The sequence below is a fragment of the Pseudomonas sp. Tn43 genome, assembly GCF_014192635.1.
GTDB lineage: Bacteria > Pseudomonadota > Gammaproteobacteria > Pseudomonadales > Pseudomonadaceae > Aquipseudomonas.
In genome coordinates this window covers 209378-224463 of the sequence record NZ_JACHYG010000008.1, presented here as the reverse complement: position 1 = coordinate 224463, position 15086 = coordinate 209378, and the positions used below count along the sequence as shown (strand labels likewise).

General features: G+C 59.8%; 14 protein-coding genes. 7 read left to right on the top strand and 7 right to left on the bottom strand.

Translation table 11 applies throughout. From position 1 onward, the window contains the following. Positions 1 to 28: 28 nt before the first annotated feature. Positions 29 to 1399 (bottom strand): ethanolamine permease, encoded by a 1371-nt coding sequence (eat, locus tag FHW68_RS21220; protein WP_095633934.1) that lies wholly within the window; start codon positions 1397 to 1399, stop codon positions 29 to 31. Positions 1400 to 1629: 230 nt separating this feature from the next. Beyond that, positions 1630 to 3150, bottom strand: coding sequence for an aldehyde dehydrogenase family protein (locus FHW68_RS21215; protein ID WP_183682912.1), 1521 nt, complete (start codon positions 3148 to 3150; stop codon positions 1630 to 1632). Positions 3151 to 3541: 391 nt separating this feature from the next. Here FHW68_RS21215 and FHW68_RS21210 point away from each other — a divergent pair, with 391 nt between their 5' ends. The 4 genes from FHW68_RS21210 to FHW68_RS21195 all read left to right on the top strand — a co-directional run bounded on the left by FHW68_RS21210 (position 3542) and on the right by FHW68_RS21195 (position 7885). Continuing rightward, positions 3542 to 5455: a sigma-54-dependent Fis family transcriptional regulator gene (locus FHW68_RS21210; RefSeq protein ID WP_183682909.1), complete on the top strand. Its 1914-nt coding sequence runs from the start codon at positions 3542 to 3544 to the stop codon at positions 5453 to 5455. A 174-nt stretch (positions 5456 to 5629) separates the two neighbouring features. Further along, positions 5630 to 6979, top strand: coding sequence for a UDP-N-acetylmuramate:L-alanyl-gamma-D-glutamyl-meso-diaminopimelate ligase (gene mpl, locus FHW68_RS21205; protein ID WP_183682906.1), 1350 nt, complete (start codon positions 5630 to 5632; stop codon positions 6977 to 6979). Next, the gene (ubiX, locus tag FHW68_RS21200; RefSeq protein WP_095633930.1) at positions 6976 to 7608 is read left to right on the top strand and encodes a flavin prenyltransferase UbiX; all 633 of its coding nucleotides are present in this window, start codon (positions 6976 to 6978) and stop codon (positions 7606 to 7608) included. Before mpl ends, ubiX begins: the two co-directional genes overlap by 4 nt. After that, the gene (locus FHW68_RS21195; RefSeq protein WP_095633929.1) at positions 7601 to 7885 is read left to right on the top strand and encodes a YceK/YidQ family lipoprotein; all 285 of its coding nucleotides are present in this window, start codon (positions 7601 to 7603) and stop codon (positions 7883 to 7885) included. The genes ubiX and FHW68_RS21195 overlap by 8 nt, the downstream gene beginning before the upstream one ends. 146 nt (positions 7886 to 8031) lie before the next feature. Here the strand turns inward: FHW68_RS21195 and FHW68_RS21190 are convergent, their stop codons facing one another. The 3 genes from FHW68_RS21190 to FHW68_RS21180 form a co-directional block, all read right to left on the bottom strand. Continuing rightward, positions 8032 to 8673 carry an oxidoreductase gene (locus tag FHW68_RS21190; protein ID WP_095633928.1) on the bottom strand — a complete coding sequence of 214 codons (642 nt, stop codon included), beginning with the start codon at positions 8671 to 8673 and terminating at the stop codon, positions 8032 to 8034. Positions 8674 to 8700: 27 nt separating this feature from the next. Beyond that, a complete protein-coding gene (locus tag FHW68_RS21185) occupies positions 8701 to 10416 on the bottom strand; it encodes a C13 family peptidase (RefSeq protein WP_095633927.1) in 1716 nt (571 codons plus the stop codon). A 114-nt stretch (positions 10417 to 10530) separates the two neighbouring features. After that, positions 10531 to 10986, bottom strand: coding sequence for a MaoC family dehydratase (locus FHW68_RS21180; protein ID WP_095633926.1), 456 nt, complete (start codon positions 10984 to 10986; stop codon positions 10531 to 10533). A gap of 193 nt (positions 10987 to 11179) precedes the next feature. Here FHW68_RS21180 and FHW68_RS21175 point away from each other — a divergent pair, with 193 nt between their 5' ends. Genes FHW68_RS21175 through FHW68_RS21165 form a run of 3 tightly spaced genes read left to right on the top strand, consistent with a single transcriptional unit; the run spans position 11180 to position 12856 of the window. Then, positions 11180 to 11542, top strand: a complete 363-nt coding sequence (locus tag FHW68_RS21175; RefSeq protein WP_183682903.1) for a CidA/LrgA family protein — start codon at positions 11180 to 11182, stop codon at positions 11540 to 11542. Continuing rightward, positions 11539 to 12255 carry an LrgB family protein gene (locus tag FHW68_RS21170; protein WP_095633924.1) on the top strand — a complete coding sequence of 239 codons (717 nt, stop codon included), beginning with the start codon at positions 11539 to 11541 and terminating at the stop codon, positions 12253 to 12255. The genes FHW68_RS21175 and FHW68_RS21170 overlap by 4 nt, the downstream gene beginning before the upstream one ends. Before the next feature lie 10 nt (positions 12256 to 12265). Further along, complete coding sequence (locus tag FHW68_RS21165) at positions 12266 to 12856, top strand: LON peptidase substrate-binding domain-containing protein (protein ID WP_095633923.1); 591 nt, start codon at positions 12266 to 12268, stop codon at positions 12854 to 12856. Positions 12857 to 12873: 17 nt separating this feature from the next. Here FHW68_RS21165 and FHW68_RS21160 read toward each other — a convergent pair whose 3' ends face one another. Together FHW68_RS21160 and FHW68_RS21155 are read right to left on the bottom strand one after the other, a co-directional pair. Next, positions 12874 to 14190: a bifunctional DedA family/phosphatase PAP2 family protein gene (locus FHW68_RS21160; RefSeq protein WP_095633922.1), complete on the bottom strand. Its 1317-nt coding sequence runs from the start codon at positions 14188 to 14190 to the stop codon at positions 12874 to 12876. A 192-nt stretch (positions 14191 to 14382) separates the two neighbouring features. Beyond that, the gene (locus FHW68_RS21155; protein ID WP_183682900.1) at positions 14383 to 15081 is read right to left on the bottom strand and encodes a DNA-3-methyladenine glycosylase; all 699 of its coding nucleotides are present in this window, start codon (positions 15079 to 15081) and stop codon (positions 14383 to 14385) included. Between the last annotated feature and the right edge of the window lie 5 nt (positions 15082 to 15086).

The window sequence follows — 15086 nt, the reverse complement described above, 5'->3', positions numbered from 1 at the left end:
ATAGGGCGTGCGCCCGACTCCGGTGCAATTAGATACCTTCGAGCATCGCATCCGCCGGCGCGTCGGAACGCTGCTTGGCCGTCAATTGGAAATACAGGTAACCGGCCGCCATGAACCCGAGGAACACACACCCGATCAAGGGGTTGAACCACGCCATCGCCACCAGGCACACCACCGCCAGAAACAGTGCGATCCCCGGCACGATAGGGTAGCCCGGTGCGCGGAAGGTGCGTTCCAGGTTCGGCTCGGTTTTACGCAGTTTGAACAGGCTCAGCATACTGATGATGTACATCACGATGGCGCCAAATACCGACATGGTGATCATCGCAGCCGTCAGTGTCATGCCCTGCAGATTGACCAGCCCGTCGCTGTAGATTGCCGCGATGCCGATCACGCCGCCCGCCAGAATCGCCCGGTGCGGTGTCTGGAAACGCGAGAGTTTGGCCAGCCCTTTAGGCAGGTAACCGGCGCGAGCCAGGGCGAAGAATTGGCGCGAATAGCCAAGAATGATCCCGTGGAAACTCGCCACCAGGCCGAACAGGCCGATCCAGACCAGCATGTGCATCCAGGTCGAATCATTGCCAACCACCGCTTTCATCGCCTGAGGCAACGGATCGTTGATGTTCGACAGTTGGCGCCAGTCGCCGACACCGCCCGCCATCACCATGACGCCGATAGCCAGGAACACCAACGTCAGAATGCCACTGACGTAAGCCCGGGGAATCGTGCGTTTCGGGTCCTTGGCTTCTTCGGCGGCCATGGCTGCGCCTTCAATGGCGAGAAAGAACCAGATTGCAAAGGGAATTGCCGCAAAAATACCGGGGATTGAGGCCAGGGTGAATTCGTTGGTGCCCGACCAGCCATTGAGCACGAAATTGCTGAAGCTGAAGCCCGGTGCAACCACACCCATGAACACCAGCAGTTCGGCAACCGCCAGCACGGTAACCACCAACTCGAACGTGGCGGCGATGCTTACGCCGAGGATATTCAAGCCCATGAACACTAAATAGGCGCCCACAGCGGCAAGCTTCGGATCCAGTTCCGGGTATTGCACATTGAGGTAGGCGCCGATGGCCATGGCAATCGCCGGTGGCGCAAAAACGAACTCGATCAGGGTCGCAATGCCGGCGATCAGTCCGCCTTTTTCGCCGAAGGCCCGTCGGCTGTAGGCAAACGGCCCGCCAGCGTGGGGAATGGCGGTGGTCAATTCGGTGAAACTGAAGATGAAGCAGGTGTACATCGTCGCCACCATCAGGGCAGTGACGAGAAAGCCCAGGGTTCCTGCGGTGCCCCAGCCGTAACTCCAGCCGAAGTACTCGCCGGAAATCACCAGGCCGACGGCAATGCCCCATAGATGCAGGGTGCCGAGTGTGGGTTTGAGCTGTGTAGTAGAAGTCATAAGTCCTCTCTGTCTTTTTTATTGTTTGATCTGTTGGACTTTCGGGTATGGCGTTTATGTGTGCTACAGGCACGCAAAGCCCGTGCCAGAGCAGCAGGGCGATGTGGGTTGTGTCAGTGGAGGCGCCTTCGCTGGCAAGCCATGCTCCTACAGATCACTGATACCTGTAGGAGCGAGCGGTGCGGTGATCCGACTTGCCCGCGAAAGCCGTTACGCGCTATCGCGACGAGTTAGAAGAAGCCCAACGGATTGATGTCGTAGCTCACCAGCAGGTTTTTGGTCTGCTGATAGTGGTCGAGCATCATCTTGTGGGTTTCACGGCCGACGCCGGACTTTTTGTAGCCCCCGAACGCGGCATGAGCCGGGTACAGGTGATAGCAGTTGGTCCACACACGACCGGCCTTGATGGCGCGGCCCATGCGATAAGCGCGGTTGATGTCGCGGGTCCAGAGGCCGGCACCCAGGCCGAACTCGGTGTCGTTGGCGATGGCCAAGGCTTCGGCTTCGTCCTTGAAGGTGGTGATGCTCACTACCGGGCCAAAGATTTCTTCCTGGAACACGCGCATTTTGTTGGTGCCCTTGAGCAGGGTCGGCTGGATGTAGTATCCGGTCGCCAGGCTGCCCTCGAGTTTTTCCACTTTGCCGCCGGTCAACAACTCGGCGCCTTCGCCCTTGGCGATGTCCAGGTACGAAAGGATTTTGTCGAATTGCTGCTCGGACGCCTGGGCGCCGACCATGGTGTCGGTGTCCAGCGGGTCGCCACGTTTGATTTGCAGGACCTTCTTCATCACCACTTGCATGAATTCGTCGTAGATCGACTCTTGCACCAAGGCGCGGGACGGGCAGGTGCAGACTTCGCCCTGGTTGAAGAACGCCAGCACCAGGCCTTCAGCGGCTTTCTCGATGAAAGTCGGTTCGGCCTGCATGATGTCTTCGAAGAAGATGTTCGGCGACTTGCCACCCAGCTCCACGGTGGACGGAATGATGTTTTCGGCGGCGCATTTCATGATGTGCGAGCCGACCGGGGTCGAGCCGGTGAATGCGATCTTGGCGATGCGCTTGCTGGTGGCCAGGGCTTCCCCGGCTTCTTTGCCGAAGCCTTGCACCACGTTGAGCACGCCAGGTGGCAGCAGGTCGCCGATCAGTTCCATCAGCACGGTGATGCCCAGCGGGGTTTGCTCGGCCGGCTTGAGGACCACGCAGTTGCCGGCGGCGAGGGCAGGGGCGAGTTTCCAGGCGGCCATCAGGATCGGGAAGTTCCACGGAATGATCTGCCCGACCACGCCCAGCGGTTCATGGATGTGATAGGCCACGGTGTTGCCGTCGATCTCGGCGGCGCTACCTTCCTGGGCGCGGATGCAACCGGCGAAGTAGCGGAAATGGTCGGCGGCCAGCGGGATGTCGGCGTTGAGGGTTTCGCGAACGGCCTTGCCGTTGTCCCAGGATTCGGTGATCGCCAGCACTTCCAGGTTCTGTTCGATGCGATCGGCGATTTTCAGCAGCACCAGCGAGCGTGCCTGGGCGGACGTGGCGCCCCAGGCATCGGCGGCGGCATGGGCAGCGTCCAGGGCCTTTTCGATGTCTTCGGCAGTGGAGCGCGGAAATTCGGCAATAGGTTGGCCGTTGACCGGCGATGTATTGGTGAAGTACTGACCTTTGACAGGCGCGACGAACTCGCCGCCGATGTAGTTACCGTATTTGCTCTTGAACGAAACGATAGCGCCTTCAGTACCGGGGTGAGCGTAACGCATGATGGGTTTCTCCTTGGCTTTTGTGCTTATAAGGGAGGACGCGCTAAAGCGCTGCATTAAGCGTAGAGCAAAGCTCGGGCCAGCGCCTTGCAGGTCAGGTAAATCAAGGCTTTGCGTGTTTTTTGTCGGACGGATGGGCAGTGTTTGTGACGTTTACGGTACAGCCTGTGTGACACTTTGTACCGTTTGTGGCGCGGCCTGTGACTTGGCGGTCTTGCAAGCATTGCAATGCTGGCCAGGCTGGAGGATGCTCGAACCTCCCTCCTTGTAGGAGCGAGGCTTGCCCGCGAAAGCCATGATTCGGTTTGCCTGATGCACCGCGTTATCGTTCTTCGCGGGCAAGCCACGCTCCTACACGGGGATGTAAACCGCTCGGGGAGAATAATAAGAAATGCACGACAACCATTTGAGTCGCCATGCCCAGCAAGTGCTGACCGTGACCCAAGGCAAATCCCACTTGCACGGTCCCGGCAGTGATCCGTCCATTGCCCGTTCCTGGTTGCGTTGTCTTGAGGATTATCACCTCGACCCGGCCCTGACCATGGCGCCGACGGTACTCGAGCATGGCCGCGTGCTGGAAAGTCGCGAACGTTTGCAGCAAGTGCTGCAAATCGCCGGCACCGAAATGACCAGCCTCCACCAGCAGCTTTCCGGCGCCGGCCATGCGGTGCTGCTGACCGATGCTCGCGGGGTGATCCTCAATTGCGTCACTGCGCCCACCGAACGGAAGATTTTCGAGCGCGCCGGCCTTTGGCTGGGCGCCGACTGGAGCGAAGCCTGCGAAGGCACCAATGGCATCGGCACCTGTCTGGTGGAGCGCCAATCCCTGACCATCCATCAAGACGAACATTTCCGGGGGCGTCACACCGGCCTGACCTGCTCGGCAAGTCCGGTGTTCGATCCGCACGGTGAGCTGCTGGCGGTGCTCGATGTATCTTCGGCGCGTCACGAAGTTTCGCGTCAGAGCCAGTTCCACACCATGGCCCTGGTCAATCTGTCGGCGAAGATGATCGAGAGCTGCTATTTCCTGCGTTACTTCGACAACCAATGGTTGCTGCGTTTTCACTTGCAGGCCGAGTCTGTCGGGCTGTTCAGCGAAGGGTTGCTGGCGTTCGATGGGGAAGGGCGGATCAGTGCGGTCAACCAGAGTGCGCTGAATTTACTGGGGCATATTCGTGGCGGGCTGTTAGGCAAACCGGTGGAGGCGTTTTTCGACTGTTCGCTGGATGAATTGCTCGGCCGCGCGAGCGCCAACGCCAGTGCCAGTTGGCCATTGCGCACCCGTGACGGACGGCGGTTGTTTGCCGTATTGCGCGGGCAGCCGCGCAGTATTCCGGTACCGGTGGTGCAAAGCCCCAGGGTTGCCGAGCGTCCGCGCTTGTCAGGCATTTGCCTGGACGATGCCGCGTTGCAGGAGGATTTCCGCAAGGCCTTGCGCGTGTTTGAACGAGATGTGCCGTTGCTGATCAACGGCGAAACCGGTTCCGGCAAGGAAGCTTTCGCCAAAGCCGTGCATCAGGCCAGTCAACGGGCCGAAAAATCGTTCGTTGCCCTCAATTGCGCGGCGATTCCCGAAAGCCTGATCGAAAGCGAACTGTTCGGCTATCGCGGCGGCAGTTTCACCGGCGCCCGCAAGGAAGGCATGCGCGGCAAGTTGCAGCAGGCCGATGGCGGGACGTTGTTCCTCGATGAAATCGGAGACATGCCGCTGAGCATGCAGACCCGGCTATTAAGGGTGCTGGAAGACCGTCAAGTGGTGCCGATTGGCGGTGAGCCGGAGCCGGTCAATGTGCGGATCATCAGCGCCACTCACCGTAATCTGCTTGAACGGGTGCAGGCGGGCAGTTTCCGCGAGGATCTGTATTACCGGCTCAATGGGCTGGAAGTCGCATTGCCGGCGTTGCGCGAGCGTTCTGACAAATCGCAGTTGCTCGACTTTTTGCTGGCCGAAGAGGCGGGCGCGGAGACAGTGCTGATTGATGCGCCGGCGCGGCAGGCCTTGCTGGATTTTGCCTGGCCGGGGAACGTGCGGCAGTTGCGCAATGTGCTGCGGACCCTGGCGGCATTGTGTGATGGCGGGCGGATCGGCCTGGAGGATTTGCCGGCGATGATTCGACAGGCTCGGGCGGTAACGGTGTCAGCGGTTGAAGAACCGTCCGAGTATCCGCTGGACGATGCCGAGCGGCTGGCGTTGCTGACGGTGCTGGAGCAGCAGCGCTGGCACATGACGCATACCGCTGAACAGCTGGGCGTCAGCCGCAATACCCTCTACAGAAAGCTGCGCAAACACGGTATCGCCCGCTAGATGCACCGGATCCTGACTTTGTAGGAGCGAGGCTTGCCCGCGAAGCTTTTGGCGTACTCGAGGATGCCTTCGCGGGCGAGCCTCGCTCCAACCGGTTCTGCGCTGATTTCAAACTCTGAGTGCGAATTTCCCCACCCTACGCTAACCTGCGGCCATGTTTTACGAGGTCGACTTATGCACATTCATATTCTTGGTATTTGCGGCACTTTCATGGGTTCGATGGCGGTTCTGGCCAAAGAGCTGGGCCATCACGTGACGGGCTCCGATGCCAACGTCTATCCACCAATGAGTACTCAGCTGCAAGCCCAGGGCATTGAGTTGACCCAAGGTTACGATCCGGCGCAGCTCGATCCGGCCCCGGACCTGGTGGTGATCGGCAATGCCATGTCCCGCGGCAATCCGGCCGTCGAATACGTGCTGAACAAAGGCCTGCCGTACGTCTCCGGCCCGCAATGGCTGGCCGATCACGTGTTGCAAGGCCGCTGGGTGCTGGCGGTTGCCGGCACTCACGGCAAAACCACCACCAGCAGCATGCTCGCCTGGGTTCTGGAGCACGCGGGCATGAGTCCGGGTTTCCTGATCGGCGGTGTGCCGCAGAATTTCTCGGTCTCGGCGCGTTTGGGCGATACGCCGTTCTTCGTGATCGAAGCCGACGAATACGACAGCGCGTTCTTCGACAAGCGCTCGAAATTCGTCCACTACCGCCCGCGTACAGCGATTTTGAACAATCTTGAGTTCGATCACGCGGACATCTTCCCGGATCTGCCGGCCATCGAACGGCAATTTCACCATTTGGTGCGAACCATCCCCAGCGAAGGCCTGGTGATTCACCCGACCACCGAGCCGGCATTACTGCGCGTGATCGAAATGGGCTGCTGGACCCCGGTGCAAACCACCGGTGCCGGTGGCCAATGGCAAGTCAAACTGCTCAGTGAAGACGGCTCGAAATTCGAAGTGATGTTCGAGGACGCCGTTCAAGGCGTGGTCGAGTGGGACATGACCGGTCAGCACAACGTTGCCAACGCCTTGGCCACCTTGGCCGCCGCACGCCATGTTGGCGTCGTGCCGTCGATGGGTATCGCTGCACTGAGCGCGTTCAAAAGCGTCAAACGGCGGATGGAAAAAGTCGCGCAAGTCCGTGGCATCACCATTTACGATGATTTCGCTCATCACCCGACCGCGATCGCCACCACCCTTGACGGCCTGCGCAAACGTATTGGTGATGCGCCGCTGATCGCGATCATCGAGCCGCGCTCCAACTCCATGAAGCTTGGCGCGCACCGTGATGGCTTGCCGGAAAGTGTGGTCGATGCCGATCAGGTGATCTGGTATTCGCCCGCCAACCTCGGTTGGGACCTGGGCGCCACCGCGGCGTTGTGCACCGTGCCGTCAATCGTCAGCGATTCGCTGGAAGGCATCATCGAGCGCGTGAAGAGCCAGGCTCAGCCCGGCACTCACGTGGTGATCATGAGCAACGGCGGCTTCGGCGGCCTGCACGGCAAACTGGCCGAGGCGCTGCAATGAACAACGGTCCGGAACGCATCACTCTGGCGATGACCGGCGCTTCGGGCGCCCAGTACGGCTTGCGCCTGCTCGACTGCCTGGTGCGTGAAGACCGCGAGGTGCACTTCCTGATTTCCAAGGCGGCGCAACTGGTGATGGCCACCGAAACCGATGTCTCGCTGCCGCCCAAGCCGCAGATGATGCAAGCTTTCCTCACTGAATACACCGGCGCCGCCGCCGGGCAGATTCGGGTGTATGGCAAGGAAGACTGGATGTCGCCGGTGGCTTCGGGTTCCGGCTCGCCAGCGGCGATGGTGGTGGTGCCGTGTTCCACCGGAACCTTGTCGGCTATCGCGACCGGCGCCTGCAACAACTTGATCGAACGGGCGGCCGACGTGACCTTGAAGGAGCGCCGCCAGTTGATTCTGGTACCACGCGAGGCGCCGTATTCGAGCATTCATCTGGAGAACATGCTCAAGCTGTCCAACATGGGCGTGACGATTTTGCCGGCGTCGCCGGGCTTCTATCACCAGCCGCAGACTATCGATGACCTGATCGACTTCGTCGTGGCGCGAATTCTCAATTGTTTGAATATTCCGCAAGACATGCTGCCGCGTTGGGGCGAACACCATTTGAGCAGCGATGAATAAGCTGCTGGTCATGCTGCTGGCTTTGCAATTGGCGGGTTGCGCCACCGTGCGCACCCTTGATGCAGCCAAGCCTGGAGCGCCGGTGGTGTATTCGGGGACACGACTGGATTTGTATGCGCTGAACGGCGGCTGCTGTGCCATGGACCGGTTTGGCGCCGAAGCGCCGAGTTATCCGGCTGTTGACCTGCCGGCCAGTGCGTTGCTCGACACGCTGCTGTTGCCGCTGTCGCTATTGACGGTGATTGGCGTGAGTTTTCAAGCGACTGGCGGATTGTAAAAAGCCCTGTGGCGAGGGGCTTGCCCCCGTTGGGTCGCGCAGCGGCCCTCCGTTTCTTCAGCTGCATTGAATCGCCTGGATTTGCGGCTGCTTCGCAGCCGAACGGGGGCAAGCCCCCTCGCCACAGGTCCGCGGTCGGCCTGAAATTACTTGCCTAATTTACGCAACTCATCCGACTCGACAATCCGCACGCCATCCTGCTCTTCCAGCGCTAGGCGCCACATGGCGCGGGCCAGTTGGCAGGCTTCGATGCCGTGGTATTTGCCCGGAATCAATTTCGACAGTGGACCGGCAACCCGTTCGGCCAGTCGCGGCTCGACGCGATCACCCAACAACAGCGAAGGCCGGCAAATGGTCAGCTGCGGCCAATTCTGCGCGCGCAATGCGTGTTCCATTTCGCCTTTGACCCGGTTGTAGAAAATCGGGGATCTGCGATCGGCTCCCAAGGCGCTGATCACGATCAAGTGCCGTGCACCCATTTCCCGCGCACGTTTGGCGAAGGCCACCACCATGTCCAGGTCCACCGCGCGAAACGCTTCCTCGGAGCCGGCCTTTTTGATCGTGGTGCCGAGGCAGCAGTAGGCAATGTCGACGCGCCCGTTCAGTTGCGGCAAAAACACCGCCGGATCGCCAACCGGGTTTTCCAGGTGAGGATGTTCGGCCAGTGGCCGGCGAGAGGGGGCTAATACCCGTGTAATCGTTGGCTCATTGAGTAGACGGTCAAGCAAATGTTCACCGGTTAACCCGGTAGCTCCGGCAAGCAATACATGCTGAGGCGTCAAGTACATAGTCATTCCCCCTTGATACTATTCAGCTTAGTTGCTCTTTTCATCCTTGCTGACTGAGACACTTTGCAGGGCTTTTCGTGCTTGCTGTTTGCGTAACGATTGCCAGTGGGCGAGCACGGTTTTCGGCGCCCAGATTTGCGGCTCCGAGGCTTCGAAATTGTCGGCCAGTTCGCGTTCGGCCACGGTGGCACTGGCCAGTTTGAAGGCATGCTCCAGATCGTCGGTCTGGTTCAGCGCCTGGGCGAACAGCGCGTCGCCAAAGTAGGTGAAGTTGGCTTCTTCCGAACACCCGAAGGACACTCGATCGGCGCGCGAGGCGGTCATGATCAGGGTGCGTTCGTCCTTGAGGGCGGGAATGAAACCGCCGGAATAACAGGATGAAATCACGATGATTTTGTCGCGCTTTTTCAAGGGCGCGAGGACGGCGGCGAGTTCATCGCCCGGCAGGTCGGCCAGTTCCATGCGTGGCTGGTCGAGTACCAGTTCGTGTTCGCTGGTGCCGTGGCTGGTCAGGTAAATGAACAGCAGGTCTTCCGGGCCGCTACGTTCGGCCAGGGTCTGGGCGGCGCGGCGCAGGGTTTCCCGGGTGGCCATCGGTCGGTCGCCCAGGTGGTCGCGATGGTTGACCAGGCGAATCTGGCCGAAGGCGCCGAAACGGCTGGCGAGCATGTTGGCGACATAGTCGGACTCGCGCAGGAACACACTCTGCTTGCCGTCGCCGCCGAGGGTCAAGGTGTACAGTTCGACCGCGGAGGTTGAGGCCGGGACATTGGCCAGTGCATCGTCGAGCAAGCGACCCTGAGCCAGCAAACCGAGCTCCAGAGGGTCGGGTAGCAGCTTGTCGTCGGCATCGCGCACGCGCTGACTATTGACCCAGGCGCCGCTCTGCACCGTGCCATCGGTCAGCACCAAAGTACCTTGGCCCTGATAGTTGTCGCCGTCGAACTGGCCGACATAGAAGCTGCCGTCAGCCAGGTTCAAGCGACCCTGACCGGTGAAACGCCAGTCGCTGAAGTGACCGATGTAGTGACTGCCATCGGCGCCGATCAACTCGCCCTTGCCGCCGAGCACGCCTTCCTTGAACTGACCGAGCCAGACATCGCCATCGGCGTTTTCGTAGCGGCCCTTGCCGTGCAGTTGATTGTTCTTGAAACCGCCGACATAGATATCGCCATCGGCGCTGTTGAAGGTGCCGTTGCCTTCCAGCTGGCCGTTAACGAAATGCCCGGTGAACTGATTCCCGCTGGCATCGCTGCGCTGGCCTTCGCCGTTGGGTTTGCCGTGGGCGAATTGACCCTGGTACTGGCTGCCGTCTGCGAGTTCCAGACGACCGAGCCCTGAATATTGATCGGCCTTGAATTCGCCGCGGTAAGTCATGGCGTTTTCTTTGAGGGTGCCTTCGCCGTCGCGTCTGCCCGCCTTGAAACCGCCGGTGTAGCTGCTGCCAGGAGTGGTCAGCGTGCCTTGGCCGTCGAATAGCCCTTGCTGGAATTGCCCGCGATAGACCTCGCCATTGCTGCCATGCCATTCGCCCTGGCCATGCCATTGGCCTTTATCGAACTGACCGGCGTACCAGCTGCCGTTCGGATAATCGATACGGCCTTCGCCTTGCAGCAAGCCATTGACCAGATCACCGCGATAACGTCCGCCGTCCGGCAGGCGCGCATCGGGGGGCAACAGCGATTCGCCATCGCCGCAAGCGGTAAGCAACAAGGTCAAAGCAAGAAGTGCAAATGAGCGCATAGCGGGATCCGGGCAATTAGGAGACCGAGTATGCCGCAGCTATGTGTCGCATTTATAGAGACGCAGCACAGACACAGCGCGAAGCAGCGTGAGCTGCTTCGCATCCGGGAGGCTTTACACGAAGCAGAGGGACAGCGACTCGGCGATATACGCCGGTTTGTCCGACCCTTCGATTTCAAGCGTGGCGATGACCTTGAGTAACCATTGGCCGGGTTTCTTTTCGGTGACCTCGTTCATGTCAACCTTGAGTCGAACCCTGGAATCGACCTTCACAGGCTGGATGAAACGCACGCTGTCCAGACCATAGTTGACGACCATCTTTGCACCTTCGGGCACGATGAAGATGTCTTCCATCAGTTTGGGGATCAGCGACAACGACAAAAAACCGTGGGCGATGGTGCTGCCAAAAGGTGTTTGCGCGGCTTTGACCGGGTCGACATGGATGAACTGAAAATCGCCTGTGGCTTCTGCGAAGAGGTCGATACGTTTCTGGTCGATGGTGAGCCATTCGGAACGTCCGAGTTCCTTGCCGACATAATCTTTGAGCTCTGCAACTGGAACCTGGGGCATTGAGACTCTCCTTGGGTTTATCGGTTTTATAGTTTTCGAGTGGGGGATGTGACCTCCCTGCGAACCACTTTAGATCAACATGGCAAATTGCTCCGGTCAACTGTCCATGCTTTTGGCGAATGCCGGTTCATAGCGTTGGCGTGCTTATAATGTCGGGCCCCTTCTTTGTGGGAGCGTGCGCGGGAGATGATGGATGTTGTTACGTGGCCTGACCTGGCTGGTGCTTTTTCAATTGCTCGGCACCGCCCTTAACCATTTGTTTTTGCCGGTGCTGCCAGGGCCGATCATTGGTCTGCTGTTGCTGCTGGGATACCTGATTATTCGCGGTCAGGTCGGCGAACCGCTGAACCTGGCGGCCAGCAGCCTGCTGCGTTATCTGCCGTTGCTGCTGGTGCCGCCAGCGGTGGGCGTGATGGTTTACGCTGCCGATATTGCCGCGGATTTCTGGGCGATCACCGGTGCGCTGGTGTTGTCGCTGCTGCTGTCGATGGCCTTCGCCGGCGTATTGATGCAGCGCATGGTCAAGCGTCACGCGCATCATGAGGACGGCCAATGACTTTCGATTGGCAGGGCGCCTGGGCGTCGGTGATCCATCATCCATTGTTCGGTATTGGCATTACCTTGGGCGCGTATCAATTGGTGCTGGCGTGCTACGAGAAAACCCGCTGGATTTTTCTGCAGCCGGTACTGGTCTCCATGTTGCTGGTCATCGCTGTCCTGATCGGTTGCGGCTTAAGCTACGCCGAATATCGCAAGAGCACCGAGATCCTCAGCATCTTGCTCGGGCCGGCCACTGTTGCGCTGGCGGTGCCGCTGTACCTCAATCTGCGGCGGATCCGGCAGTTGTTCTGGCCGATATTTACTACGCTGGTGATAGGTGGCGTGGTCGCCACGGGCATGGGTGTGTTGCTGGGCTGGGGCTTCGGCGCCGAACACATGATCCTGATGACCATGGCACCCAAGTCGGTCACCTCGCCGATTGCCATGCTGGTGGCGGAGCAGATAGGTGGCGTCGCGGCATTGGCCGCGGTGTTCGTATTGATTACCGGAGTGATCGGGGCGATCTTCGGGCCGAGTCTTCTGACTCGCCTCGGTGTCCACAGTCCAGAGGCCCGCGGCATGGCCTTGGGCATGACCGCCCACGCGGTCGGCACTTCGGTGGCCTTGCAGGAAAGTGAAGAGTGCGGTGCCTTTGCGGCGCTGGCGATGAGTCTGATGGGCGTAGCCACGGCGGTATTCCTGCCGTTGGCGGTGTCGATGGTGGTATAAGGAAATGTCTATGAGTCTGCCGCTTTTTCCGCTGAACACGGTGCTGTTTCCGGACTGCATCCTCGACTTGCAGATCTTCGAGGCGCGCTATCTGGACATGATTGGTCTCTGCATGAAACAGGGCGTCGGCTTCGGCGTGGTGTGCATCCTCGACGGCAAGGAAGTGGGCATCGCCCCCGAAGGCTACGCACGGGTAGGGTGCGAGGCACTGATCACCGATTTCCATCAGCAAGACAATGGCCTGCTGGGTATTCGGGTGAAAGGCGGGCGGCGTTTCCGCGTTGTGCGTACCGAGGTGCAGCGCGACCAATTGATCATCGCTGAAGTCGAGTGGCTCAAAGATGAACCCGAACAACCGCTACAGGATGAAGACGCCGACCTGGTCGCGTTGCTCAAGGCCTTGGCGGAACATCCGATGGTCGAAGCGCTGGACATGGGCACCGAGGCGGCGGGGCAACAGTCGCTGGCCAATCAATTGGCATACCTGTTGCCGTTTGCCGACACGGACAAGATCAACCTGCTGCAACTCGATGATCCGCAGCAACGTCTGGATGCGATTCAGGCGTTGCTGGATAAGTTGCAGGGTGACTTGTTTGCCTGACGCGCGCTTTTGATCTTTCAGTACGCGTATCTCAACATCGCATGCGGCATGTGCTTCAACACAAAGAAACCGAACAACGCCACCAATGAAGGCAATACCAGCCACCAGATTTTCGACGGCATGGCGTTGAGTGATATCTGCCGTTGAGTCAGCCAGAGGCTGGCTGCACATACGCATGCCGCCAGCATCGCGCCGGCCAGCACATCGGTCGGCCAGTGTGCCCCCAGGTACACCCGTGAAAAGGAAATCGTCAGCGCTGGCAAGCAGCCCACCAACAACCAGGTCAGGCGCATGCGCGGCGGTTGTCCGCGACCTGCCAGCACCGCGAGGGTCAAGAACAGCGCGAAAGAGCCCGATGCGTGGCCGCTGGGCATGCTGTAGCTGGTCAATGGATCACTCAGCACTTCCGGGCGAATGCGGGCGAAAAAGTGCTTGGTTGCGGTATTGCCCAGTGCGGTGAACAGCAACGTACTACCGGCAAAGATTGCGTGCCGCCATTGCTTCGTCAGCAACAGCAAAATTGTCAGCAGCGCGCTCAACATCAACATGTTGCGGAATTCACCGATCAGTGTGAACACTACGGCTATTTCATCGAGCATCGGGCTGCGATGCTCCTGCACCAGCGTCATCACGCCTTGGTCAAGCGCGCTCAGGTGCGGGTAGCCAATAAACAGCCCCGCCAGAATCAGCAGGCTCATGCCGGTGATGAACATCGTGGCTTTGCGATGTCGGCGCAGGCTGCTGGTGGCACTCAGCCCCACCATCAGTGCAATGCTGCCCGCGACAATCCCGGCCTCGGGCCAGAAACCTTCCGGCAACGGCAAGCGAATCGCTGCTCCCGTGGCCCAGCCGGGCAGCAGATACGCAACGCTCCAGCCTGCGGCGGCCAGCAGGCTGACGACAGCGAAGCGCGGGAATGGCATGTCAAACATTCCGGCGACCATCGGCAACATCGGTCGTAGCGGGCCGATAAAACGTCCGACCAATAGGCTGGCAATGCCATAACGCTGGAAATACGCCTCGGCCCCGGCGATCCATTCCGGATGATGGCGCAACCCCGGCAGACGCCGGATGTTCTGGTGGAAATGGCGCCCCAGAAAGTACGAAACAATGTCACCCAGCACACCACCGAGCAAACCCAGCAGCAGCGTTTCTCCCAAGGACAACGCGCCGCTGCCGGCCAGGACCGCCACGGCAAACAGCAACACGGTGCCGGGCACGATCAACCCGGCAATCGCCAGGCATTCAACGCAAGCCACGATGAACACTGCCGCGGCCAGCCACTGCGGGTTGACTGTCAGCCAACCGGTCACGCTATCGAGCCATGGGCCCATAAAAACAACTCCATCTGATTCAATTGGCCCCTTGGTGGGCGAACGCAATTTAAACAACACCCTAAAACCCTGTGGGAGCGGGCTTGCCCGCGATGGTGTCGGGACAGTCAGCATCGATGTCGGCCGGTATGGCCCTATCGCGGGCAAGCCCGCTCCCATAAGGGTTTCCTTTGCATCAAGATTCAGCGGGTATCAGGACAGCAAAAAATAATCACGCCCTTCGACCTGTCCCCGGCGCAGCGGGTTGCGCGTGCAATAAAGTGCGTAAGCCGCATCAACAAAACGGTACATCAAATGTTCGTCGCGCCCTTGGGGGATGCCCAGGCGTGTGGTCTGGATGATGTGACCGGGCGCCGGCCCGACATCTTCCACCAGCAGTACTTCATGGTCGAAGCGCTTGGCATCCCAGACCGGCACCTTCAACCCCAGTGCCTTGCAAAGCAGCGTCTGCCCGGCACACAGCTTTTGCGAGGGGCGAGGGCGGCCCTGGGCATCGGGGTTGTTCAATAGCATCTGCGCCAGGCTAGCCGGCCCGCTCAGTTCATCGACCCAGGGATAGGCTGACTTGATCAATACCGCATTACCCGGACCGTGAGCGCTGAAGTTCAACGAATCGCCGCCGCGGGCGTAATACATATAGATGTGGCCGCCATCCAGAAACAAAGCCTTACGCTTTTCTGTGTAGCCAAGGGAGGCATGGCTGCCTTTCTCTTCGCAGTAATAGGCTTCGGTTTCGATGATCCGGGCACTGAGCCACAGGTCGCCGACCTTATGGCGGATGATTTTGCCCAGTAAATCCCGGGCCAGCGTTTGGGCATCGCGGTCGAAAAATGCATCCGGCAACCCCTTGGGCTGGCGCGTAGCGGACGCTGAAACAGGCAGGTTAGTCATGATGA

Coding starts and splice junctions, on each gene's coding strand:
- eat (WP_095633934.1), bottom strand. CDS start 1,399: ATGACTTCTACTACACAGCTCAAACCCACACTCGGCACCCTGCATCTA.
- FHW68_RS21215 (WP_183682912.1), bottom strand. CDS start 3,150: ATGCGTTACGCTCACCCCGGTACTGAAGGCGCTATCGTTTCGTTCAAG.
- FHW68_RS21210 (WP_183682909.1), top strand. CDS start 3,542: ATGCACGACAACCATTTGAGTCGCCATGCCCAGCAAGTGCTGACCGTG.
- mpl (WP_183682906.1), top strand. CDS start 5,630: ATGCACATTCATATTCTTGGTATTTGCGGCACTTTCATGGGTTCGATG.
- ubiX (WP_095633930.1), top strand. CDS start 6,976: ATGAACAACGGTCCGGAACGCATCACTCTGGCGATGACCGGCGCTTCG.
- FHW68_RS21195 (WP_095633929.1), top strand. CDS start 7,601: ATGAATAAGCTGCTGGTCATGCTGCTGGCTTTGCAATTGGCGGGTTGC.
- FHW68_RS21190 (WP_095633928.1), bottom strand. CDS start 8,673: ATGTACTTGACGCCTCAGCATGTATTGCTTGCCGGAGCTACCGGGTTA.
- FHW68_RS21185 (WP_095633927.1), bottom strand. CDS start 10,416: ATGCGCTCATTTGCACTTCTTGCTTTGACCTTGTTGCTTACCGCTTGC.
- FHW68_RS21180 (WP_095633926.1), bottom strand. CDS start 10,986: ATGCCCCAGGTTCCAGTTGCAGAGCTCAAAGATTATGTCGGCAAGGAA.
- FHW68_RS21175 (WP_183682903.1), top strand. CDS start 11,180: ATGTTGTTACGTGGCCTGACCTGGCTGGTGCTTTTTCAATTGCTCGGC.
- FHW68_RS21170 (WP_095633924.1), top strand. CDS start 11,539: ATGACTTTCGATTGGCAGGGCGCCTGGGCGTCGGTGATCCATCATCCA.
- FHW68_RS21165 (WP_095633923.1), top strand. CDS start 12,266: ATGAGTCTGCCGCTTTTTCCGCTGAACACGGTGCTGTTTCCGGACTGC.
- FHW68_RS21160 (WP_095633922.1), bottom strand. CDS start 14,190: ATGGGCCCATGGCTCGATAGCGTGACCGGTTGGCTGACAGTCAACCCG.
- FHW68_RS21155 (WP_183682900.1), bottom strand. CDS start 15,081: ATGACTAACCTGCCTGTTTCAGCGTCCGCTACGCGCCAGCCCAAGGGG.